Annotated in this window: 19 protein-coding genes; 6 read left to right on the top strand and 13 right to left on the bottom strand. The window is 49.1% G+C overall.

The genetic code is table 11. The features are described 5' to 3' along the window. The first annotated feature begins 318 nt into the window (after window positions 1-318). Both ACYVAD_RS12680 and ACYVAD_RS12675 read left to right on the top strand, forming a co-directional pair. Window positions 319-1,281, top strand: a complete 963-nt coding sequence (locus ACYVAD_RS12680) for an SDR family oxidoreductase (protein WP_461139867.1) — start codon at window positions 319-321, stop codon at window positions 1,279-1,281. 107 nt (window positions 1,282-1,388) lie between these two features. Continuing rightward, entirely contained in the window at window positions 1,389-2,105 is a 717-nt protein-coding gene (locus tag ACYVAD_RS12675; RefSeq protein ID WP_461139866.1) for a helix-turn-helix domain-containing protein, read from the top strand. Between the two features lie 183 nt (window positions 2,106-2,288). Here ACYVAD_RS12675 and ACYVAD_RS12670 read toward each other — a convergent pair whose 3' ends face one another. Further along, entirely contained in the window at window positions 2,289-2,648 is a 360-nt protein-coding gene (locus ACYVAD_RS12670) for a winged helix-turn-helix transcriptional regulator (protein ID WP_163950491.1), read from the bottom strand. 133 nt (window positions 2,649-2,781) lie between these two features. On the opposite strand from ACYVAD_RS12670, the gene ACYVAD_RS12665 reads away from it, so the two are divergent. Further along, window positions 2,782-3,888 carry an alkene reductase gene (locus ACYVAD_RS12665; RefSeq protein ID WP_461139865.1) on the top strand — a complete coding sequence of 369 codons (1,107 nt, stop codon included), beginning with the start codon at window positions 2,782-2,784 and terminating at the stop codon, window positions 3,886-3,888. Between the two features lie 135 nt (window positions 3,889-4,023). Here ACYVAD_RS12665 and ACYVAD_RS12660 read toward each other — a convergent pair whose 3' ends face one another. The 3 genes from ACYVAD_RS12660 to ACYVAD_RS12650 all read right to left on the bottom strand — a co-directional run bounded on the left by ACYVAD_RS12660 (window position 4,024) and on the right by ACYVAD_RS12650 (window position 6,634). After that, entirely contained in the window at window positions 4,024-4,875 is an 852-nt protein-coding gene (locus ACYVAD_RS12660; RefSeq protein ID WP_461139864.1) for a helix-turn-helix domain-containing protein, read from the bottom strand. 12 nt (window positions 4,876-4,887) lie between these two features. Continuing rightward, entirely contained in the window at window positions 4,888-5,697 is an 810-nt protein-coding gene (locus tag ACYVAD_RS12655) for an oxidoreductase (RefSeq protein WP_461139863.1), read from the bottom strand. Window positions 5,698-6,019: 322 nt separating this feature from the next. Further along, window positions 6,020-6,634: an outer membrane beta-barrel protein gene (locus tag ACYVAD_RS12650; protein WP_461139862.1), complete on the bottom strand. Its 615-nt coding sequence runs from the start codon at window positions 6,632-6,634 to the stop codon at window positions 6,020-6,022. 286 nt (window positions 6,635-6,920) lie between these two features. Between ACYVAD_RS12650 and ACYVAD_RS12645 the strand changes: the two genes are divergently transcribed. After that, on the top strand, window positions 6,921-8,042 hold the full coding sequence (locus ACYVAD_RS12645) for a hypothetical protein (RefSeq protein WP_461139861.1): 1,122 nt from the start codon (window positions 6,921-6,923) through the stop codon (window positions 8,040-8,042). A gap of 159 nt (window positions 8,043-8,201) precedes the next feature. Here the strand turns inward: ACYVAD_RS12645 and ACYVAD_RS12640 are convergent, their stop codons facing one another. The 6 genes from ACYVAD_RS12640 to ACYVAD_RS12615 all read right to left on the bottom strand — a co-directional run bounded on the left by ACYVAD_RS12640 (window position 8,202) and on the right by ACYVAD_RS12615 (window position 14,834). Further along, on the bottom strand, window positions 8,202-9,626 hold the full coding sequence (locus tag ACYVAD_RS12640; protein WP_461139860.1) for a DUF4932 domain-containing protein: 1,425 nt from the start codon (window positions 9,624-9,626) through the stop codon (window positions 8,202-8,204). Window positions 9,627-9,691: 65 nt separating this feature from the next. Further along, a complete protein-coding gene (locus tag ACYVAD_RS12635) occupies window positions 9,692-10,438 on the bottom strand; it encodes a LytR/AlgR family response regulator transcription factor (RefSeq protein ID WP_461139859.1) in 747 nt (248 codons plus the stop codon). Beyond that, complete coding sequence (locus tag ACYVAD_RS12630) at window positions 10,435-12,069, bottom strand: histidine kinase (protein ID WP_461139858.1); 1,635 nt, start codon at window positions 12,067-12,069, stop codon at window positions 10,435-10,437. Before ACYVAD_RS12630 ends, ACYVAD_RS12635 begins: the two co-directional genes overlap by 4 nt. A gap of 292 nt (window positions 12,070-12,361) precedes the next feature. After that, the gene (locus ACYVAD_RS12625) at window positions 12,362-12,940 is read right to left on the bottom strand and encodes a hypothetical protein (RefSeq protein WP_461139857.1); all 579 of its coding nucleotides are present in this window, start codon (window positions 12,938-12,940) and stop codon (window positions 12,362-12,364) included. Window positions 12,941-12,956: 16 nt separating this feature from the next. Then, window positions 12,957-13,352, bottom strand: coding sequence for a hypothetical protein (locus ACYVAD_RS12620; protein ID WP_461139856.1), 396 nt, complete (start codon window positions 13,350-13,352; stop codon window positions 12,957-12,959). 300 nt (window positions 13,353-13,652) lie between these two features. Further along, the gene (locus ACYVAD_RS12615) at window positions 13,653-14,834 is read right to left on the bottom strand and encodes an ABC transporter permease (RefSeq protein ID WP_461139855.1); all 1,182 of its coding nucleotides are present in this window, start codon (window positions 14,832-14,834) and stop codon (window positions 13,653-13,655) included. 348 nt (window positions 14,835-15,182) lie between these two features. Between ACYVAD_RS12615 and ACYVAD_RS12610 the strand changes: the two genes are divergently transcribed. Next, a complete protein-coding gene (locus tag ACYVAD_RS12610; RefSeq protein WP_461139854.1) occupies window positions 15,183-16,640 on the top strand; it encodes a TlpA family protein disulfide reductase in 1,458 nt (485 codons plus the stop codon). A gap of 461 nt (window positions 16,641-17,101) precedes the next feature. On the opposite strand, the gene ACYVAD_RS12605 is transcribed toward ACYVAD_RS12610, so the two are convergent. Both ACYVAD_RS12605 and ACYVAD_RS12600 read right to left on the bottom strand, forming a co-directional pair. Continuing rightward, entirely contained in the window at window positions 17,102-17,830 is a 729-nt protein-coding gene (locus tag ACYVAD_RS12605; protein ID WP_461139853.1) for a hypothetical protein, read from the bottom strand. Window positions 17,831-17,896: 66 nt separating this feature from the next. Continuing rightward, complete coding sequence (locus ACYVAD_RS12600; protein ID WP_461139852.1) at window positions 17,897-18,295, bottom strand: PEGA domain-containing protein; 399 nt, start codon at window positions 18,293-18,295, stop codon at window positions 17,897-17,899. A gap of 299 nt (window positions 18,296-18,594) precedes the next feature. Here ACYVAD_RS12600 and ACYVAD_RS12595 point away from each other — a divergent pair, with 299 nt between their 5' ends. Next, window positions 18,595-19,074 carry a hypothetical protein gene (locus tag ACYVAD_RS12595; RefSeq protein ID WP_461139851.1) on the top strand — a complete coding sequence of 160 codons (480 nt, stop codon included), beginning with the start codon at window positions 18,595-18,597 and terminating at the stop codon, window positions 19,072-19,074. Window positions 19,075-19,421: 347 nt separating this feature from the next. Here ACYVAD_RS12595 and ACYVAD_RS12590 read toward each other — a convergent pair whose 3' ends face one another. Next, the gene (locus ACYVAD_RS12590; RefSeq protein ID WP_461139850.1) at window positions 19,422-19,841 is read right to left on the bottom strand and encodes a response regulator; all 420 of its coding nucleotides are present in this window, start codon (window positions 19,839-19,841) and stop codon (window positions 19,422-19,424) included. Between the last annotated feature and the right edge of the window lie 707 nt (window positions 19,842-20,548).

Below are 20,548 nucleotides of genomic sequence, written 5' to 3'. Positions count from 1 at the left end.
GCTCCCCCCTGAGACGAGGAGAGTTTTGAATATTTATAATTCGGGCGTTATTAGTGATATAAATTAATCTGCTTTCGTATCATCTTAAATAGTGCAGTTGTGCAAAAAATAACTAATAGCCAAATACGTTTACTCGATTCGCTTTTAAAATCTGTATAGCTAATAGGTGGCTATTAGTCGCCAGCTTCAGATTTGACCAACGCTTTTGTTCGTCTTGGCTGACAGTTGACCTCCACAACAAACAAAACTTGGCCTTCACAACAAACCTCCCCACCGCTTTACTCCCCAATTTTGCCCCTGTATTTAAAACAGGAAACAATGACTAATCAAACTGTATTGGTGACCGGAGGGACTGGTTTCGTGGGCATTCACATAATTTTGAGGCTGCTCCAAAAGGGCTACACCGTCAAAACTACCGTGCGTTCGTTGGCTAAAAAAGAGGCTATCGTTCATGCCTTGAACGAATCCGGCATCGTCGATTTGGACAAATTGTCCTATGTGGAAGCCGACCTAACCGCCGATGAGGGTTGGGACGAAGCGGCCCGGGAATGCACGTATGTGTTGCATGTAGCCTCTCCCTTTCCATTAGTGCCGCCTGAAGACGAGAACGAACTCATCATACCGGCTCGTGATGGTTCGTTGAGGGTATTGAAAGCGGCCCGAAAAGCGGGCGTCAAACGGGTGGTGATGACTTCTTCGTTTGCTGCGATTGGCTACAGTATCGATCCCAACGGGCATACATTTACGGAGAACGACTGGACTGATGAAAACGCCCCGGTTCAAGCATACATCAAATCCAAAACGATAGCAGAAAAAGCGGCCTGGAATTTTATTCGGGATCAGGGAGAGGGGTTAGAACTGACGGTGATCAATCCGGTAGGTATTTTTGGGCCCATTATTGGCGGGATTTTTCCGGCTTCGTATGAGGGCGTGATTAAAGCACTCGTTGATGGTACGGTTACCGAAAGCCCTCAATTTACTTTTGGGGTGGTTGATGTACGCGATGTAGCCGACATTCACATCAAAGCGATGGTACTACCCGAAGCCAAAGGCCAACGCTTTCTGGCGACCTCAGATGGGGTGGTTAGTTTCTATGACGTGGCCCAGCTTATCATAAAAGAACGTACCCAAAAAGCCGGGATGATTGCTGAGTTGAAGCCTATTGATTCAACCTATTACATAAACATGTCGAATCAAAAAGCGAAAGATATGTTAGACTGGCACCCACGAAGCAAAGAAGAGGCTATTTTGGCTAGTCTGGACAGTGAAATTCCGGCGTAACTTTATGCGCTATTGTCAGACTTCAAAAAATGACTATCAATCAAATCCATTCCTGTCATTTAGGACCTGAACTTTCACCGGAGCAGTTTATTTCAGATCATTATTTTATGTTCCTGCTCAAGGGATCGATGAAAGCGTATGACGGCAAAAAACAGTATGGTATGCAATCGGGCGATTGCTTCATCGCTCGAAAAAATCATTTGATTCGCTATACCAAATTCAAGGAAGATGATCAGTTTGTCAAAATTATCATCACGTTGGATGAACCATTCTTGAAACGCTTTACCGAACGACATGCTTACCCGGTAGGCCCTTCAACCTACGGTGATTCGTTCCTGTTTGTCGACCCGAATCCATTCATTAAACAGTATATCCAATCGCTGGAGCCGTACTACTCCAGCGATTCAGAGCTAGACGAAACGTTTGCCGATATTAAACGGGAAGAACTTTTGCTGATTCTGTTAAGGTCACAACCTGAATTGGCGTCAATTTTTTTCAATTTTAGCGTCCCCCACAAAATTGATTTACAGGAGTACATGCAGCAAAATTTTCGGTTCAACATCAGTCTGGAGCGATTCGCCTTTCTGACCGGACGAAGCGTTTCATCGTTCAAACGGGATTTTAAAAAAACCTTTGGCATGACACCTGGAAGCTGGCTCATGAAAAAACGACTGGACGAAGCGTATTTTCAACTCAACAGCCAACACCAGAAACCAAGTACCGTCTATCTGGAAGTAGGCTTTGAAGACTTGTCTCATTTCTCATTTGTCTTTAAAAAGACCTTCGGAAAAACGCCTTCTGAAGTGGCGACAAGCAAGGCGTAAGGTGCCGATAAACTATAGTAACCCACTAATTGATAAGGCAATTTAAGGCAATTTGTCGACAGTGATTTTTCGTCAGTAGAGTTGCCAACAAACGTAGCGCGTGTTGGGCAATGTCAACGAAATTGTTTAGGCCTTCCAATTACAAATCTCCAACACGCGCTAAAACCGAATTTAAGCCAGTAATTACCGTTTGCTTCGTTCGGCAATTACTGTTTCGATCAAGGTTCGGTTCTGTTCACCCCACGTATTCATCTGGAGTAGAATTGGTAACAGCGTTTGGCCAACTTCGGTCAACGAATACTCCACCCTGGGTGGAAGCTGCGGATAAATTTTTTTGGCGATAACCCCAAATTCTTCCAGCTCCCGAAGTTGAAGATTCAATACTCGCTTGGTAGCTCCAGGTATAGCCCGCTGCAACTGGCTGGGTCGATTAATGCCTTCCACAATAGCAAATAATAAATTCGGTTTCCATTTTCCTCCCAACACCTCCCTAGTCATCATCAGGCCACATTCCAGCGGCAATGGAATTTTCTTTTCGTACATACTTATATCCTTTGTGCAAAAGTAATTCTAGTGTAGAAAACGGGCCATAGGGGACAAAATTTACCCCCTAGGAACATTTTTGCCCCTATTGGTTCCGGCTAGCTGTAGGGTGAATTTTGACCGAAAAAACACGATGAAACCGCAACAACCACCACTCCTGACGAGCTATACGATGGGAGCACTTACGCTTCCCAACCGAGTCGTCATGGCTGCCATGACCCGGGCCCGGGCTACCAATGCTGAATTAACGCCGACTCCACTGATGGCTACCTACTATGCTCAACGGGCCAGTGCCGGGCTGATTCTAACTGAGAGCGCATGGGTTAGCCAGCGAGCCGTTGGTTTTCTAAACATTCCCGGCATCTACTCACCCGAGCAGGTGTCGGGCTGGAAAACCGTAACCGAATCGGTTCATCAGGCTGGGGGACGAATTTTTCTCCAATTGGTCCACTCTGGAGCAGTATCTCATCCAGTTTATCTGAATGGCGAGCTACCGCTGGGCCCATCGGCGATCAATCCGAACGAGCAAGTGTATACCCCAACCGGATTTGAGGAAACGATGACACCTCAGGCCTACACCCTTGACCAGATCCGGGCCACCGTCGAAGAATTTACACTGGCGGCCCAGAACGCGCTGGCGGCTGGATTCGATGGGCTGGAATTACACGCCCAGTTGTTTACACTTTTACCCCAGTTCATGAGCCCGGCTACCAACCAACGAACAGACGACTATGGCGGCAGCATTGAAAACCGGTGTCGGCTGCTGTTCACCATTCTGGACGCCGTCCTTGAGGCATTTCCAAATCGACGAGTTGGCATCAAGTTTACGCCTGCCGCCTTCAATCGCGGAACCATCCAGCCTGATGAAAGCACCATACCTACGTTTGCCTACATACTGGACCGGCTTAATACCTATGAGCTGGCTTTCGTAGAAATCGTCGGACCGCGACTCGATCTGTCCGGCACACCACTGGCTGACTGGCAGGCTGATTTCTTTGGCTGGTTCCGGGCCCAATATAACGGTACGCTGATGGCCAATTTGGGCTTCGGTTTCGAGACGGGCAATCAACTCATCGCGTCCGGGAAAGCCGATCTGGTTTCGTTCGCGTTACCCTTCGTAGCTAATCCGGATCTGGTAGCACGGTATCGACACGGCTGGCCCCTGGCCACGGCCGATCCGGGTACGTTCTATGCTGGGAACGAACGGGGCTACACGGATTATACAACTTTCCAGGCGTAATGAATGAACCTACTGGCGTGACCAGTAGCGCTCAGCATCGGCAGTGGTCAGTTCCAGCGTTATACAAACACTGGTCGGCCGGGAGTCAAAAGCCAATTCTCCCCACATGAGAAGGACTGGCTTTTGCTATGCTACCTAGGCAGGCTGGGCAGTGGATGAGCTGTTGTCAGATGGGGTTGTAACGCTGTAGTTGCGTAATAATTCGGAGGGATTTACACCGTACTCTTTTTTGAACGCGACGGAAAAATGAGAAAGATTTTCAAAGCCGGTTTCTAAATAAACGTCTGATGGCTTTCTCTTTTTCTGGGCAATGAGAAAATAAGCCATTTCCAGCTTCTTTTTTTGCAGCCATCGTTCAGGGGTTGACCGAAAGATGACCGCGAAATCACGTTTGAACGCCGAAAGACTCCGGCCAGTCAGTTTCGCAAATTGGGCCAGGGGTACGTTATATGAAAAATGCCGGTTCATGTACGCTTCCAGGTCCAGCTTATGCGGTTCGCTGAAATCGAATAAAAAATTTTTCAGCGAAGCCTTACGTAATAATAACTCGATGGCCTCCATTGTTTTTATGTGCGCCAGGGCCGGGGTCAGTTTTTCGGGCTGCGCAAAGTAGGGCATTAGCGAATCGAAGTAGCTTTTCATAACCGGATCTACGTCCATGATCACATTCGTTTCGCCGACGTACGGACTGTCTGACACAACACCATAGTCTGCGCTGAATTTCTGTAGCGTTTTTTGATCCAAACAAATGCTGATGGAAGAAAACGTGTAGGCATTGCCCACCTTCTTCACCGCTTTCACCAACTGATTTTTCCGGATCAAGCCCAGTGTCCCTGCGGGATGTGAAACAATGCCCTGCTGCGAAAGCAGTTCTGAGCTTCCCGAAACAATCAGTACCAGCCAATGCTCGGATACAAAAGGATCATGCCCGAATTCATCTTTTGTACAGGCGTACAAAACGATATGTTGTTGAGATTGCTGTTGCATGCCCGTCGGGAATTAGCCTTTTGTTTGGCTCAAAATTACCTTTTGAAACAAGGTGTCTGGCAAAATTTTGCGCAGAAAAAGGATTGGTTTTGCGCCATATCCGCCGACATAGCGCGTTTTGGGTCGTTTCGCTTCAATGCCTTCTTTGATCAATTTTGCAATAACGATTGGTTCCGGGAGAGCCAGGTTCGTGGTGGCTTTCTGCGTGGAGGCCACCATGTCCTTGTAGGCAGTATGTCCTGAGACAGCGGTCATTTTTTCATTGGAAATGTCGGCCCACTCTGATTTTATACCACCCGGTTCAATGACAATGACGTCAATTCCGAACTGGTTTACTTCCATGCGTAAGCTGTCACTCAAGGCCTCCAGCGCAAACTTGCTGGCATGATACCAACCGGCTAGCGGAAAGGCAACTTTGCCGCCTATGGACGAAATATTTACAATTTTGCCCCATTTATTGGCCCGCATTGCTGGTAGAACCAATTGAGTCAACCGCATGGCACCAAACAGATTCACGTCGAGCTGATACCGTGCATCCTCAATGGATAGATCTTCTACGGCTCCACTCGAACCGAAGCCGGCATTATTAACCAGAATATCAATTGTTCCGGCTTCGTTGGTAATTTGTTTCACACAGTTAACGATGCTTTCCTCCAAGGTTACGTCCAATGCAATTGGCTTGATGCCGTAACTGCTGAGATCGTGCATTTTCTCGGTTCTGCGTGCCGCCCCGTAGACGTTGTACCCGTTCTGGGCGAGTAAAATAGCGGTTGCTTTTCCAATTCCTGCCGAAGCGCCTGTAACTAACACTGTCTTTGCCATAGTTGTAATTGTTTATGAGGCAAAATTAGATTACGTTCCTTGGCGCGGCTTTTCTGAGAAGTCCAAATCCGTTTTCTGAGAAGTCCAGGATATATTTTTTATGCTGATATAGGAGGGTTCCTTTTCCAAGTAAAGCAGGCGTCGAGGAAATCCTTATTTAGTTTGTCAACCTGTACCTTCTGAATTCGATCTCATTAAATGCTCGTTCTTGAAACGAAGTAACAGTATCTACTCTTAAACTGGGCCAATTTGAGCGCTTTAACGGCGTTAGACACAAGAGCCTGATACAACTCCCTCACCTAAAAATACGGTATATCAGGAGCTAAAGGTGCCAGATCAACTGAGTCTGTAGGCCAAAGCTGTAAGATTTTTTATAGTCGTACTCGACCTGAGTAGTATTGGCCAAGCGAGTGAACAAGTAACTAGCGGTGGGCTGGATCAATAAGGACAAGCCCGAATTGATTCGGTAGTCAACGCCAATGCCTACCGAGCCATTGATGTTGATGGGGGCAGCGGCATCGGTTTTGTTTTTGGTTAAAAACGTACCGGCTGACAAGTAAGGGGAGAAACGATGAATACTAGGCCGGTAATTGATAAAAGCCGGTAACTCAAAGGCTTGGGCATGAAAGGTTCTCTTTCCAGAATAGGTGATATTGGGATCGGATGGATCATTTACATGGGTGGAGATCCAGCTATAGCGTATGCCCACCGACGCATCCCACTTAGGCGTAAAGTGGTAATGAGCCGTTAAGCCCGCCGAAGAGTTAATCTGATTGGTTGAAATGGGAACGGTAATTCCAGCGCCAAGCAGCTTAGCGTTGTAGGAAAGGGTGCCATAATCGAACCAATAGGTTGGGGCTATTGATAAGTGCTTTTGAGCCAATAAACTGGTAGTGAAGAAACTAGACATAGCCAGCAAGAGCACTATGGGTTTCATACGCGTTTATACTGAGTTGTTTCCTCTATGTTAAAACCTGCTCTTCGATAGGTGAATGCTTCATTGTTTACGACACCTTCGCCATACAACTTGAGCGATGCAAAATAGGAAGTAATTGCGTAACCCTGATTTTAGTTTCGGTTCAACTTAATCGATGGCATACGGAATAGCTGACCACGGCTAGTGAGTTTATGCTTGTAAAAATTGATGGGCTGGCACGAGGGGTGAGTAGGCTGGCAAGCCAACACCTTTACCCTGGTAGCTAGCTCCACCTACCAATAAATCCATGTTACAAGCCATTGCCTATCAGCGTACCTCCTGGTTCTTCAAATCTTGTGAGGCTGTTCTAGCAACGACCGCTCTGCTAAATCTGCTTTTTATCCCTTTGCAGTTCTTTCCCTTATCATTATTAGAAAGATACGGCCCCTATCTTGCCTACTTCCTGATTGGGTTGATGGCAACAGCCCTGCTCAGCAGCTTGATCTATGTCTGGCTATGGCATCGACGAGAGCAAGCCAACACCAGTACTAGCCCGCTACAACATGCCTGGCTACAGGGGATCATTCGTTATTGGTTGGCTTTCTCAATCTCGACCTATGGCTTTGCCAAAATTTTAAAAACCCAGTTTCAAACACCAGACTTTTTTCTTGACACCCCCTTAAGCTCACTAAGTGGCATGAGCTTAACCTGGTACTACTATGGATACTCCTCCCCCTTGGCCGTCATCATTGGCCTGGTGCAAATCGGGGGAGCGGGTTTACTGCTCTACCGCCGGACAACCCTACTGGGCGTGCTGATTCTGCTGCCCGTGATGGTTAACATTGTGCTGATTAACCTCTTCTATCACATTGCGGCTGGCGCCTTTTTCAATTCCGTTGTCTATTCGTTAGCCTTAGTGTTTTTCCTTTTTCTCAACCGAGACCGACTCAAAGTCATCTTGGTTGATTTGGCGCATCAGCTTCCTGACATTGTCTCAAACCGTCGCTGGGTCAAGTACAGCCTGCGGCTACTGCCATTGGCTATTGCTTTTATTTCGTTAAAACTGCGTATTGACTCTCAGCCGGAAAATCAACTGCTGAAAGGCAGCTGGAAAGTGGAGAAACTAGTCCGCAACGGTCAACCTCAATCCGCTACAGCCTGGTTAACCGATTCTCGGGCCTGGAGCCGGATATATTTTGCGGGGCAGATGGGTTGTGCCTTTACTCCGAATCCCTATCGATTTGAATCATGGGAGGCTCGATCGGGCAGCTATGACTTTGATAGCTCACGAAATAGCCTACAGGTAGCTTTCTATTCCCATGACACGTTGCGTGCCGTTGTCAGTAATCGGACAACTGATGCGATGCGGTTACAGGGCGTTTTGGGTCCCGATACCCTGGATATACATTTATCCCGAATACAGCGCTAAAATACGGCCGATGCAATACCCACATTCGTGGAGGTTATCATTATAGATTTCTTCCTTTCGCTTATTAGCATAGAACGCTCCTACTTGATACGAAAGGGGTTTCATGTATATCTCAATCCGGGCGTTTAATAAGCCATTAACTATTTGTGCCATCCGCTCTTATTTTACACTCGTCTTCACTTGGGTGAAGGGCGGTAAATCTACACCACGGCGGCTTTTGAGTGGCGTCTTGGTTTTCCAGGGGTAGTTGAAGACCAACACATTTTGCGCATGACTAGCCAGCTTGATCGTGAAACCTACGGTGCTCCCATCCGCTGACCAGACCAGTCCGTTGCGCTCACCACTCAGCAGGAGCGGTAGCTGCTTGACGGCGTCCTGGTGCTTAACAAGCCAGACAACCTCAAGAACGGGCAGCGGCTGCATCGGCTCGGAGAAGTGGATGACAAAACGCGCCGTACTAGCGCTAATCGTCTGGTCGGCTAAGTTACAGGACTGAATAACCGGTTTTTGTAGCAAGGCTTTGAGTCCACCCAGTCGTTTGATGAAGGTTGGGTAGAGGTCTTGCAGGGTCTGGCCTGGCTTCCGGTGTTGGTAGAGCTCGGTGAGTGCGCCGTGAAACAGCGCGCTGGCATAAAAGCCCCGCGTTTCGTTTTGCAGCATCCAGTCAGTGCTCACCTGGGCGGCCACAGTGGGGAAATATCGTTGTAAAAACAGATCGTATACCGCCCAGGTCATATATTCGTTGAACGTCGCCAAGCTATCCGTCTCGTAGCCACTGCCCGTATCCCACTGGGCATTGGCAAAGTTGGCTACCACCAGCGCCCGGTGCACTTGGGTGAGTGGATTGACGAACGCGTGATCCAGTTCCGTAAAGAGCATATGGGTGCCCGATGCAATAGCTTCTTCGCTAGCGGTCTGCCCGGGGGTACCCGCTAGCAGAAACGTGGGCAGCGAACTAAAGTCGGTTCCCACGCCCGCCACCAGGCGATGACAATTCATGCGGCCTACCAGGGGGGACAAGACAGTGGCGTAGGCGGTAATCTCTGGGCGTTTCCCCAATTCGGTTTCCAGAAACTGGCGCATCTGCGGGTAATGTTGCGAAACCAGATAGGCATCAGCCAGCTCCCGATAATAGGGCAAGTGCTGGCGGTAAAACTGCCGGAAACCGGTCGTGTTGACGAAATCCTCGATTAGCGCCAGGTTGTCCTCGAAGGGGTTTAACCCCTTATTGGTCACTAGTGCAATCCGCCGAACCAGGTGACTGGCACTGTCGAAGGCAAAGCCGTAGGCATCCGTGCGGAAGCTGAGGTAATTCGCCCACTCCTGACGCGAGTAATTTACCTTCGCCAGGAGCGGATGACGGTAGTACGGATCAAAGTGCGCCCGCACCTGCCGGTAGTAACTTGATTGCTGGGCAACTTCCCAAGGATCCGTTTTACCGTACTCCGTCAGGGCCAGGATGATGTTGGCCAATTCATAGGTTTCTGACAACCGAACAGGCGAGTCCGATTGGGGGGCGGTCTGCCCCAGCAGCGGGGAGCCGGTAAAAAAAAGAAGCAACCAGAGAGCAGATAAGCGGATCATCAGTGGTAGGGTTTGGTTGACTTAGTTGGCTATACGAAAAAGCGGGCGGTGCAAGTCCGGAAGCTTTAGCCCTGTAGCGCCCGTTTGACGGCTTCTTTTTTGCCCCGGGAAATGGGCACTTGGTTGCCATCGGTCAGCACCAGGAAATCGCCGTACTCTTTTCGCCAGCTTCTGACGAATGCCTTGTTGACCAGGTGCGACTGGTGGCAACGCAGGAAGCCGTAGCCACTTAACAGCTCGTCGTATTCGTAGATGGGTTTGCTCACCAGTACGGTCGTGCCGTCGGCCAGTACGACCGTGGTGTAGTTGTTCGACGACTCGCAGCGCACAATCTCACTCACGCGCACAAAGCGGGTTTCCTGCGTGGTGGCCAGGGCAATCGTCTGGGTTTCACTACGGGACTGCGACTGCAACCACTGCATCAACTGCTCAACCTGCCCGCTCTGCGCTTTCAACCGATGTTGCCGGGCGGCTTTGGCCACGGCAGCCTGCAACTCCCTGATGTCGACAGGCTTTAATAAGTAATCGACCGCCGCCAGCCGCATCGCCTGAATGGCGTATTGATCGTAGGCGGTGACGAAAATAACCTCAAAATCGTAGGTGGCCAGGCTACGCAGCAGGGTAAAGCCATCCTGCTGCGGCATCTGGATATCCAGAAACAGCAACTCCGGCTGATGAGTGTGCAGGGCTGCTTTGCCCGCTTCCGCGTTGAGCGCCACCGCGCATACCTCGACCTGGGGGCAGTAGGCGCTTAGTAGGGCCTGCAGGTTGCGCAGGTTATAGGGTTCGTCGTCAATCAAAACTGCTTTCATGCCAGCCAATGGCTAAAGATGAGCGTTACCTCTGCCCCCACCGCCGGTTTGGTAAACGCCAGCGTAATGGGTTGCTCGGGGTTTAATTCGTTTAGGAGCCGGATGCGGTCACGGGTCAGGGCCAGGCCATAGCCGATCGTAGAGACGTGGTCAGGCATGCCGTTGCCGTTATCGGTAATACGGATACGTAGGGTATCCTCGACCGTGTCAATCCAGAGGGTAATCTGGCCCGCCCCCTGCAATAAGGCAACTCCGTGTTTCACCGCGTTTTCCAGCAGTGGCTGCCAGAGTAACGAGGGCAAACTGGTGGTGTAGACGTCCAGTTGGTCACTGACCCGGATGGTGTAGCGAAAGCCAAACCGCAGTTGTTCCAATTTCAGGTAGGTCTCCATTGTCTGCACCTCTTGTTGGAGCGAGGTTTCCTCCCGGTTACCGCCCGCCAGCGACTCGCGCATCAGCCGGGCAAAATCGGCTAGGTAGGCATTCGCCCCTTTTAGGTCCTGCTGGTTAACGAGGCCCTGAATCGAGCTGAGGGCGTTGAAAACAAAATGCGGGTTTAGCTGGGCATACAGCGCCCGCAGTTCGAGTTGGCGTTTTTCTTTGTTCATCGTCTCCTGCTGGGTTTTGGTCCGCTGTCGAACCAACAATAGAGCGACTATAATCAGGCCAATAACCAGGACCGTCACCCCCGCCATTGCCAGTCTAAACCAGATCGACTGGTACCAGGCCGGTTCTACCTGAAAGCGATACTCAGCGACGTGTTGGGGCTGGGCGGTATAGCGGATCTGCAGGCGATACCGGCCCGGGGCAAACCCCTTCAGCCAGATGAAGCCATTGTCATACTCGTTATCGGCCCACGAACGAACAAGCTGGTCGTCGCGCAGCAGCTGATACTGGAGTTGAGTCTTAGAGTAGATATCCGCGGTTAACTTGTACACCAGATTCGAATTGGTGGCCGCTAGCTTCAGCTCCGTCAGCGAGTAAGCAGGAGCCTGGTTATCTGTTCTTGATTTGACCCAGGGGTACTGCAGCTTTTGCAAAAACACGTCTAGATCGTCGGAGGTGTAGATGTTCGACACCGTGGGTCGGATTGGCTCCCAGGCGACCAGACTGGTAGCGATGATTGGCGTCTGCCCCTGCCGCCTGACGTCCACGACGACCATCCGGCCCAGCGGCGCCTTGTAACCACCCAGGTAAGCCATCTGTGGTAAAGTTGAGCTGTTGATCACGCTGGAATCAGTGAAGCGGGTGATTGCTCGCCAGGGCTCAAGTATCCGGCGGCCCGGATATTCTACTACGCGATACTGGTAGTCGGCAGCATTGCCTTGGTTCACCCCGTGCAGAAAGAACTGCGCACGGGCGGTGTCGAAGCTGGTTCGGGCAATCGATTCGGTCAGACGGGTCTCCTTGACAGTCGCATCTTTAGCGAATCGCTCAAAGAGGGGGCTCGTTGCCTGGCGAGTCCAGAACGAATTATTGAGTTTGGGAATGGCCAGGATCAACGCCACCGTCTGGGGTTTATTCAGCGCTTGGTCGGGATAGCTCTGGGAGTAGTCCCCCCAGTTGATCTGGGCATATAGGCTGAGGGGCCAACCCGCAAACAGAAGTAGCAAGAGTCGGATACGTTTCATCGAGCGGATGTTTATGGGACAAAGGTCAACCGCTACTGCGTACCGATTATGCCGCACTGTGAATATGGCACAGCTGAGTGTGAATTCAGCTTATTCCATAATGTAGCTCTTCAGCCAGCGTATTGCAATTTACTATTCGCTTCCTGGTGATTGAGCCTAGGACTCGCCCTCTTCTTATCTAGAACGCTAACCAACCGGTAATTAACCTAGGCAGACACCTTTGTTTCATTTAACGCTCATCCATGAGAGGAGTGAACGCGCATGTATCTGTTCAAACAATGGGCATTTCATTCTAGAAGTGATAACTGAGACCCGTACCCAAGGCAGAACTTACACCGGCCTCCTGAAGACTAGTCAGCCGCAAGCGCCCATCCACACTCCAGTGCTCGTCAAAGCGCCAGCCGTATTCGACCCCTAGGTGCCAGCCCGTGGTCAATCCACGTTGTATCCGCCGATCAATTGTATAACTGTCCCGACCAAGGGTAGTGGCCCCCCGGTAAAGGTCATCGCGTCGGTACCAGGCTGATAGGCCTCCGCCTACCCGTAAGGCGTGACGCGGGCTAGACAAGGCATCGACCAACACGCTCAGTTCCGTGGTAAACCGCTCGCGCTGATTAGCGCCTGGATCTATGGTGTTGAAGAGTTGATTAGCGGTTGTCACGCGCATGTATCCGGCTTCAGCGGCGATGATGATGCGGTCCTGGCCAAGATGCCTGGCCAGGCGGGCAACGTAACGAGGACCAACGTCGTCAGGCGCATCTAAGCTGGTCAGATCGACACCCAAGCGCGCTGAATACCGATGGAAGGGGCTTTGCGCTCGAAGTAGTCCCGAGAACAGTAAGCCAATGGCGAGTACGATAAATCGGTTCATAATGAGTTCTTGCGCTTTATTGACAATACCATTCCAGGGTGAGTGATCCAGTCGTTCCTGGTGCACCCGTTACCTGTAGTTCAATTTCCTCTCGGGAATAGAAATCCTGTCTTATCTGCCAATCGGTGTAGGTGCCCGCGGCTAAGGTATCCTGTAAGGCTGGGTAAGTTGGCCGCCCGGCCTGCACGTAAAACACCGTTACGAAGACCGGCTTGCTAATGGTGCCGCTCGCCCGTAGGGTTATAGAGCTAGGAAAGTTTTCGCGATTGGGTAGTCGAGAGCGGAGGGGGGCGGAAAAATTGTCGATGGATAGCCGCTGGTATGTGCGGTCCAATAGGGCCACTTCTTTACAGCTGATCAATCCAAACCATAGGCTGATAGCACAAAGGGGGGTAAGGCTTGGTCGTTTCATAGGTGAGTATGCTTTGAGTCTGGCCTCATTGGTTGGGGGGCGAATATACAACCTATTGCGGTTTGCGGTAGAAGTTGTACTTGTGCAGGTAGTTGTAAGTAAAGCAGTCTGGGGCAGGCTCTTGTAGGGAGTTCAGGCACGAGAACTTGTGGGGTCATTGACGGTTGTCCGTTAGGAAGCGATGAAGCTACTTACTACCTCTTTGGAAAGGGATCGCTCTAAACGAATTAGTACTTCTCCCATTGAATCTCCCTAAACGCGCCTCCACCAGCCGAAGGGATGGTTAAGACAGCTAACTAATCAGTCTACCCGATACGGCTTTATCGAGTAGGCGGGGGTGAACCGTAGTAGCGGATAGTAAACCCCAACCACAAAAGCAGTCGACAAGACCAGTACCGATAAGCAAGCTAACACCATGGCGCGCCAGTAAAGACCTGAAGCCAGATCAAACAGGTCCAGCAGCGGAAATTGCATCGTCAATAGGGAGGCCAGGCCCATCACGTACAGACTTACACTGCCGTACTCAACCAGCAAGTGAAGCCAGATACGAGGCAGACTGGCCCCGACCACGCGACGTAAACCAACCTCTTCCCGTCGTCGGTACAGTTCGGTTAACAGCGTGCCCAGCAAGCCAATCACGCAGAATAAACTACAGAAGACGGTGATGAACGCCTGCAGACTCCTCCACATTAGCAACTGGTGACGCCGGCCCTGTTTCTGGTCAGCCACTTTATCCAACCGGATATCGCTGGTGGTAGCCTGTTTCACCTGAGCAATCAGAACCGCTTCTTCAGCCGTGGTCAAGGGCGTCCTGCTCCGGAGCAACAGCCGCCAACTAGTGGCTGCATTACCGGAAGAGGTCAGCAAGAATAACTCATTATGAGCCCGCTCCAATTCGTCATTGGCTCCCCGGTAGGTAACCACGCCCACCACCTGGACAGCAAAGGGGGGCTGACTCAGTTGAATCCGCTGGCCCAGGGCTGGCTGGTTGGCAAATAGTCGTTGAGCCAGGGTGGTATTGATGACGGCGGGGGCAGGGGCCGTTTGAGTGTCAGCCTGAGCAAACCACCGCCCCCTGGGCACATCAAGGGCTAAGATGGCGGCATAGGCTGGGTCGACAAACCGCACGTTGGCGAATAGCTTCGTGGCCTGATGGGTCAGTTGATAGCTAATGGTATTGGTGCTGAAGGGGGTGTTAAAGGAGGACACACTGACCTGCTCGATGGTAGGGTGGGTCATCAAGTACTGCTTAACGGTTTCAACCTGGGCCGAATCAGCTGCGGACTCAGTTGCCGTCAGCGAAGCGGTGTATACCTTTTGAATTTGTTGGGTAGGGGTTTGTGAGTAGAGCTGAATCGAGTCAAGTAGCCAGGTAAAGGCGGCAAAGAGCACCAGATAGGTGAGCGCAATCTGTCCGACGAGCCATTTGGCGTTTCGTGTTTTAAGGCGAACGAAAGCGGCAATTTTCTGGACTTGTTTCATGACAGCTAGCGAACGGGGTTCAGATCATCCAAGTCCAAAAGCATTGGGAAGGCGTTGTCTACCTGACCTCTGCTCAGTTGCCTGACAGGAGCATGCCCCTCTGCTTGTCTGCCTGATAGTATTGTCTAAATAAACCCTCAACCACGAGACTGAGCGTTTGAAGAGATGAAAGCTATTGTCAAGCGGCCAGCCCTTTACTGTACTCCACAAACCCGCAACGCTAGTGGCTAGGTAAAGGTAGATATGAACCACCTGCCTTTTCAGAAATAGATAAGAGAGTGTTGCTATTAACTAAATGCTTAGTTAATATTGAACAACCCTTCTTCCCTCACTTAATCTGAAGCCAATATGAAATCATTACAAACGGCTTTCTTGCTCTTTTTTAGTTTAACCATCGGTTTGGCCCAATCTAAACAGGAATCACTTCCCAAACTGAAGCTGACTGGGGTGCTTACGGTGCACATCAAGTCGGTGCCTCAATCTAGAAACCTTCGCCTCAAGCTGGATACGTATCATAGCTTCCCTCAAGATGTGAGTTCTGTTCAGGATTCCATCTCAGTTGAGCGAAGCGAGATTTACGTGAAAAATCCATGTACAACGGTAGAGCGATCTTTTCTTTACATTGCTGATTCCACCTATACAATTGTGGGTGCTCCTGGCGACACAGTCCATCTTTTAATTCTAACCAAATACGGTGACGCTGCCCAACAACCATTGGTCGCCTTCGAGGGAAAAAATAAAGCCATTCAGCAGTATTATCAAACCAAGACCCGACTGCTGGGTGATCCTATACAAGACTGCATGAATGAGGGCGTACGAGCCGCTAATCTGATACCTTTTCAGAAAATGATAGATGAAACATACCAGAAACAGTACCAGTTCTGGGTAGATCATCAAAAAAAGTATACGTTGCCTGGTTGGTTTAGAACTTACGAAACAAATGCGCTGAACTATTCAGACGCCTGGCTTCGGGTGTATATGGTTTGGTACCAGACCGACTATCAAAAGAAAGAACAGGTGATTCCGGCTTCCTATTACGCCTTTAAAAGCCGAATCAAAGTGAAGAATGAGGCCGCGATATACCACTATGACTATCTGCGCTTTTTACGGGAACAACTTTTATGGCAGATGCGGGAATCCAAACAACTTCTTTCATGGCAAAGTCGGGTTGATTATACCAAAAAAGAACTAGGCGAAACTATAGGCTCTTTTGTTGAAATCTGGGAGCTAAGCCGATCGGCGAACGATCCAGTTTGGGTTGAGGAAAATTTTAAAAAACAATTTCCCACTCAATATCAATACTTAGTTGATTACATCAAACAACACGCCAGTAACAATAAGAAACTACTCCAATCAGGCGATAAAGCGCCCAATTTCGCCTTGGTCGATGCGAGTGATTCGCTCATCACGCTTAGTCAGTACAAAGGTCAGGTGGTTTTCTTAAGTTTTTGGTTCACGACCTGCGGGGCTTGCATTAAGGAAATGCCGTATGAGAACAAACTGGTTGAGCAGTTTAGGGATAAACCCGTCAAGATTGTCAGTATCTGTACTGGCACACCAGGGACGGCCACTAATCAACAATTGGTTAAGTGGAAAGCGGCCTCAAAACGGTTTGGTCTAAAGACAATTGATCTGTATGCGAATAGTGCCTGGACGAAAACGTTGAGTGAGAAATACCTTGTGAGCACGTATCCTCATTACGTGTTGATTGGAGCTGATGGAAACATTATTGAAAACTTCGCTGAGCGTCCCAGTCAAGGCATTGCCGCGAAGATTGAGAAAGCCTTGGCCATAGGGAGTAAGTAGCGCTTCGCGTCTTCTTTGGTGAAGCTTTGATGGGAGGCGGTTCAGGGCAGGGTTGTATAACAGTCGAGTGGCGCCTTGTCGTCAACTAAACCAGTCTGTAGTATCCAGGAGGTACTAATTTATGGTCACCACGTAGGGGTACGTGGCGGATTCTCTACCAGCAGTGGACCGTTCAGGATGTATTAATTACTGCGTCATCAAACGCCCCATTTGATGGGTTGACGCATGAACTACAGTCTCTGTCGGGAGCTAAAAAACAAGCAGGCCATACCACTCGGTACAGCCTGCCTGCTCCCATTCTTTTTCAACATCTCTGACTATCAGAGTCTACAAATAGACAACCCCGCCTACTGCTGGTGTTGCTTATGCCGGAGAAAATCCTGGTCACTAGACCCAATGACGTAAACTAAGGGTATAGACACCAAACTCTAACCGCTCCTGAGCATCGATCGATGACCAATCTACTTAGTCAGTATCAGATCACTTATTTCACCTTTGTCATTTAACGTCTGAATTTTAGGATCTCCCTTTTCGTCAACATAAATCCGCATTCTTGGCTTTCCCTGGGGATCAGACAAGAACAGACCCGAGCTGTTTGCCTTGGTTCTACCCAAAAACAAGCGACTCTTTGCCCCTTCTTTCTGAATTAATTCCTGAATCCTTGCCGTCCGTTCTTTTGTATCAGTAATCTTTTCCAATTCAGTAATCTTCTTGATTCGATCATCAATATCAGAGCCTACTGGAAACTGCTTGATGATGAGGCCCCGTTCAACGGAGGCCTTTCCATCAGCATAATACTCGTCGTTCAAAATCTGGATAACCTGATCATCTTTATAGTTGTCCATGGTGAAAGACATGCCCGAACTGATCGTCCCATCTTTCTCTTTCACCTGGTAGATTAAGCCACCACATTCGTCACCCTTGTCATTAAAGAAGATAAGTCCTGAGGGGCGTTCTCGTTTTGCCCATTCTTTCCCGTTCATTCGGCCCGGATGTTGGCGGTACTCATTGCTTAACACCATTCTGGGCAGGTTATCCTCGCCGACGACGGTGATTTTCTTGGCAATCAGTTCCTCTACAGTCAGGTGCTTTTCCTTATTACTGAATCCACTTAATAGTAAGGATATAATAAAGACGGTACTAACTAACGCATAGGCAATTAGCCAATTTACTTTTTGTTCTAACCGCATGGTTGGTCTTGGTCGACTCTCAATAAGTATGAAATAAGTGATTGAAACTGGACAACCTCAATGCGCTCAGTTGGTTTTCTTTGACGTTTCCAGCTCAATAGAATAGGCTTTTTGATCATACTTCATTAGTGACCCCGTTGCCGCATCGACAACCCAGCCAATCATACCGAATAAGTTGAGAATGCTGATGGTATTGAACTCTTTACTTATCTCAAATGTGCGGCTCTCGTGTCCGTCCAAAAGCATTGTTGCTGTTTTGTCATTTAGACTTCGCTTGACACTGACGTCAACAGGAGTACGACCTACGTCTAAGCCGTCGATTCTTACCTTGGCCCCGGAAGGCTGACTGTCAAAATGGATCGTGTCTTTAGTCCCCGTGAAGAGGGTGGCACAGCTCTGGAGTATCATTGTACTAACAATGGCAACAAGGACGAATACCTTACGGGAAGTAATGGTTTGGCTCATTCTATAGTCTTTAGTTTATCCCACTAATGTATAGCATTTTCGGTATGTTTCACTGCTACTATAGAATCTGTCACCTAGTAGGGTAGGTGACTTTAGACGGCTAACTCCTATACAGGCAGTGGATTTTACCGGCCAGTCTGGTTGACCACAAGAATGGCCATCAGGTATCCCTAAAGATAAGGGGTGACAAGCGTTGGAAGAGCTGAATGACGGTGCGCTCTGGCACGACAAACGAATGACCAACAAAAAGCCAAGAAGCATACCAACGCTTCTTAATCCATTCGAGTCTATAACCTGGTATGCGATCATTGTTCAGCTTATTACTCCTGATTGGCTGGGGCGTTGGCCCCAGTTGGGCTCAGCTTATCCAAGCCACTAAGGAAGAGTCCAGCCGCCACCGGCGCTTTCGGTTACACCAGGGGGTTGAATGCCAAATCGTCGATGGCAATCAATCGACAATTGTGCGGGGCAAGCTGGCCTGGATCGACTCTACTAGCTTCCGGCTCAAGCTGGTCCCGGGCCAGTATACCAGCATTCAACTGGGGCAGGTAGTGCGCATGCGCCATCGGCGCTATAGCCGGCAACGCCTAGCCGGTGGCGGAGCCGCCTCCAGTCTACTGAGTGGTAGCACTGTCCGTAGCCCAACCCTGGCCACCGTGCCCCTGGTAGCGGCCTCCGCCTTAACTGGCCTGGGTATTGCCTTAGCGAGTGAGAAAGCGTCTTTTCGGCGCCGAGACCCCTCCATCTATCAGGGGTGGCGTTTTAGGGCCTATCCATAACACGTCAGCACGTTAATCTAAGCTTATAGCATTCGTTGCTACTGGTACGCACATAGATGGATCGCTAATTAAGCGTTTGATAAGATCCTGCTACAACACATCTATTTTTCTACTGGACACAGTCAACTTGGTCAAACCAATTCAGGAAACGAGTAGGCAACCACTCAACTAAGAAATGGTAGCCATATTGGCCTAATCATCCACAAGTAGAAGATTAAACCGTTTGGGGATTGAGTACTTCAAATCAGCCCCACAACTCAAAATCTATCGCACCACGCCGCCACACGAACCGCGCCCGCTTAGTATGATCTGTCTATGCTATCCTCCGAAAAGAAGCTTTTTTGGGGTTAGTCCTCAGTCGGTAGCACACTCTCCTCAAACCAGTATCGACAGATCAAGTTAATCTTTTCGGCCATCGTTGGAAAGTCAATCTGTTTTCTCAAGAACGAATTGACGCCAGCCTCGTAACAGCCGTTGATTTCACGGGCCGAGGCTTCACTACTCATCATCACTACGGGAATGAGCTTGTAGAGGGAATCTGTCTTGAGAGCCAGCAAGGTTTGATGCCTATCTAAACCAGGCATGTGTCGATCCAGCAGGATGAGGTTCGGTTTGGGCTTTGAACAGGATAGTTTATCCAGCAAAGGCTGCCCCCCATCGAAGAGGGAGACCGAGTAAGCGGGCAGGTAATGGCGAAAGAGTTGCTGAAGCAGAAATCGGTAGTCTGCCTGGTCATCAACGACGTAAATTAGGTTGGTAGTGGTCATAGAAGACGACAGTTGGTATTAGCGTAAACCAGCTGGCATCTATTTGTCTAAATAAAATGTTTTCAAGTGAGGCAGCGGGGCCGCGAAACAGGCAAGACGCAATGCTGATCGGCAAAGAGACTTTGATCCCCTACTATGAAAAACCAGTGATTGTTGAGACCAAGAACTGTTGACGCTGCAGCTTCTCAGCAATTCGGTTCAGATGGCTAGTCAGCAGTTTGTCGTAATTCTGTTGCTTTGCGTTTAGATCGCCCGACGGCAAACCCGCTGATAAGTGCGTTTTTTCCTACAGAACCGCTTTGCAGCCATCAATCTGGTAATGAAATATAAACAGCGTCAGCTTATTACGCCGTCCATATAATAAAAATACAATATTGTGTAAAAATATATTTGTAGCGATGTTTTTATAAGGATTGAACTATTCGCGGATCCTCTAAGTAAGTTTCTTATATTAAGTGAATGTTATTATACAAAAAGGGGAAATTATTTTGGTCTTAATATCTGTCTATAAGTTGGAAAAGTATCAAAATTGTAATTTTTGAAGAAGTTATATTTTACCATAACATATGTCACTATTGGCATTAATATGCTTACCTTTATTTTAATCTACTTTTAATCTATTCCAAACCGCTTACACTAGAAATACACCTAAGAGCGTGTTTTGAAATCCATAAAGGCTGAGAGTCAGAGCATATTTGTGTCGACCA

The sequence above is a fragment of the Spirosoma pomorum genome (assembly GCF_054776615.1).
This window is presented reverse-complemented; position numbering and strand designations above follow the sequence as displayed.

Coding starts and splice junctions, on each gene's coding strand:
- ACYVAD_RS12670 (WP_163950491.1), bottom strand. CDS start 2,648: ATGTACGAAAAGAAAATTCCATTGCCGCTGGAATGTGGCCTGATGATG.
- ACYVAD_RS12680 (WP_461139867.1), top strand. CDS start 319: ATGACTAATCAAACTGTATTGGTGACCGGAGGGACTGGTTTCGTGGGC.
- ACYVAD_RS12630 (WP_461139858.1), bottom strand. CDS start 12,069: ATGAAACGTATCCGACTCTTGCTACTTCTGTTTGCGGGTTGGCCCCTC.
- ACYVAD_RS12625 (WP_461139857.1), bottom strand. CDS start 12,940: ATGAACCGATTTATCGTACTCGCCATTGGCTTACTGTTCTCGGGACTA.
- ACYVAD_RS12655 (WP_461139863.1), bottom strand. CDS start 5,697: ATGGCAAAGACAGTGTTAGTTACAGGCGCTTCGGCAGGAATTGGAAAA.
- ACYVAD_RS12665 (WP_461139865.1), top strand. CDS start 2,782: ATGAAACCGCAACAACCACCACTCCTGACGAGCTATACGATGGGAGCA.
- ACYVAD_RS12605 (WP_461139853.1), bottom strand. CDS start 17,830: ATGCGGTTAGAACAAAAAGTAAATTGGCTAATTGCCTATGCGTTAGTT.
- ACYVAD_RS12640 (WP_461139860.1), bottom strand. CDS start 9,626: ATGATCCGCTTATCTGCTCTCTGGTTGCTTCTTTTTTTTACCGGCTCC.
- ACYVAD_RS12675 (WP_461139866.1), top strand. CDS start 1,389: ATGTTCCTGCTCAAGGGATCGATGAAAGCGTATGACGGCAAAAAACAG.
- ACYVAD_RS12620 (WP_461139856.1), bottom strand. CDS start 13,352: ATGAAACGACCAAGCCTTACCCCCCTTTGTGCTATCAGCCTATGGTTT.
- ACYVAD_RS12610 (WP_461139854.1), top strand. CDS start 15,183: ATGAAATCATTACAAACGGCTTTCTTGCTCTTTTTTAGTTTAACCATC.
- ACYVAD_RS12590 (WP_461139850.1), bottom strand. CDS start 19,841: ATGACCACTACCAACCTAATTTACGTCGTTGATGACCAGGCAGACTAC.
- ACYVAD_RS12615 (WP_461139855.1), bottom strand. CDS start 14,834: ATGAAACAAGTCCAGAAAATTGCCGCTTTCGTTCGCCTTAAAACACGA.
- ACYVAD_RS12600 (WP_461139852.1), bottom strand. CDS start 18,295: ATGAGCCAAACCATTACTTCCCGTAAGGTATTCGTCCTTGTTGCCATT.
- ACYVAD_RS12635 (WP_461139859.1), bottom strand. CDS start 10,438: ATGAAAGCAGTTTTGATTGACGACGAACCCTATAACCTGCGCAACCTG.
- ACYVAD_RS12645 (WP_461139861.1), top strand. CDS start 6,921: ATGTTACAAGCCATTGCCTATCAGCGTACCTCCTGGTTCTTCAAATCT.
- ACYVAD_RS12595 (WP_461139851.1), top strand. CDS start 18,595: ATGCGATCATTGTTCAGCTTATTACTCCTGATTGGCTGGGGCGTTGGC.
- ACYVAD_RS12660 (WP_461139864.1), bottom strand. CDS start 4,875: ATGCAACAGCAATCTCAACAACATATCGTTTTGTACGCCTGTACAAAA.
- ACYVAD_RS12650 (WP_461139862.1), bottom strand. CDS start 6,634: ATGAAACCCATAGTGCTCTTGCTGGCTATGTCTAGTTTCTTCACTACC.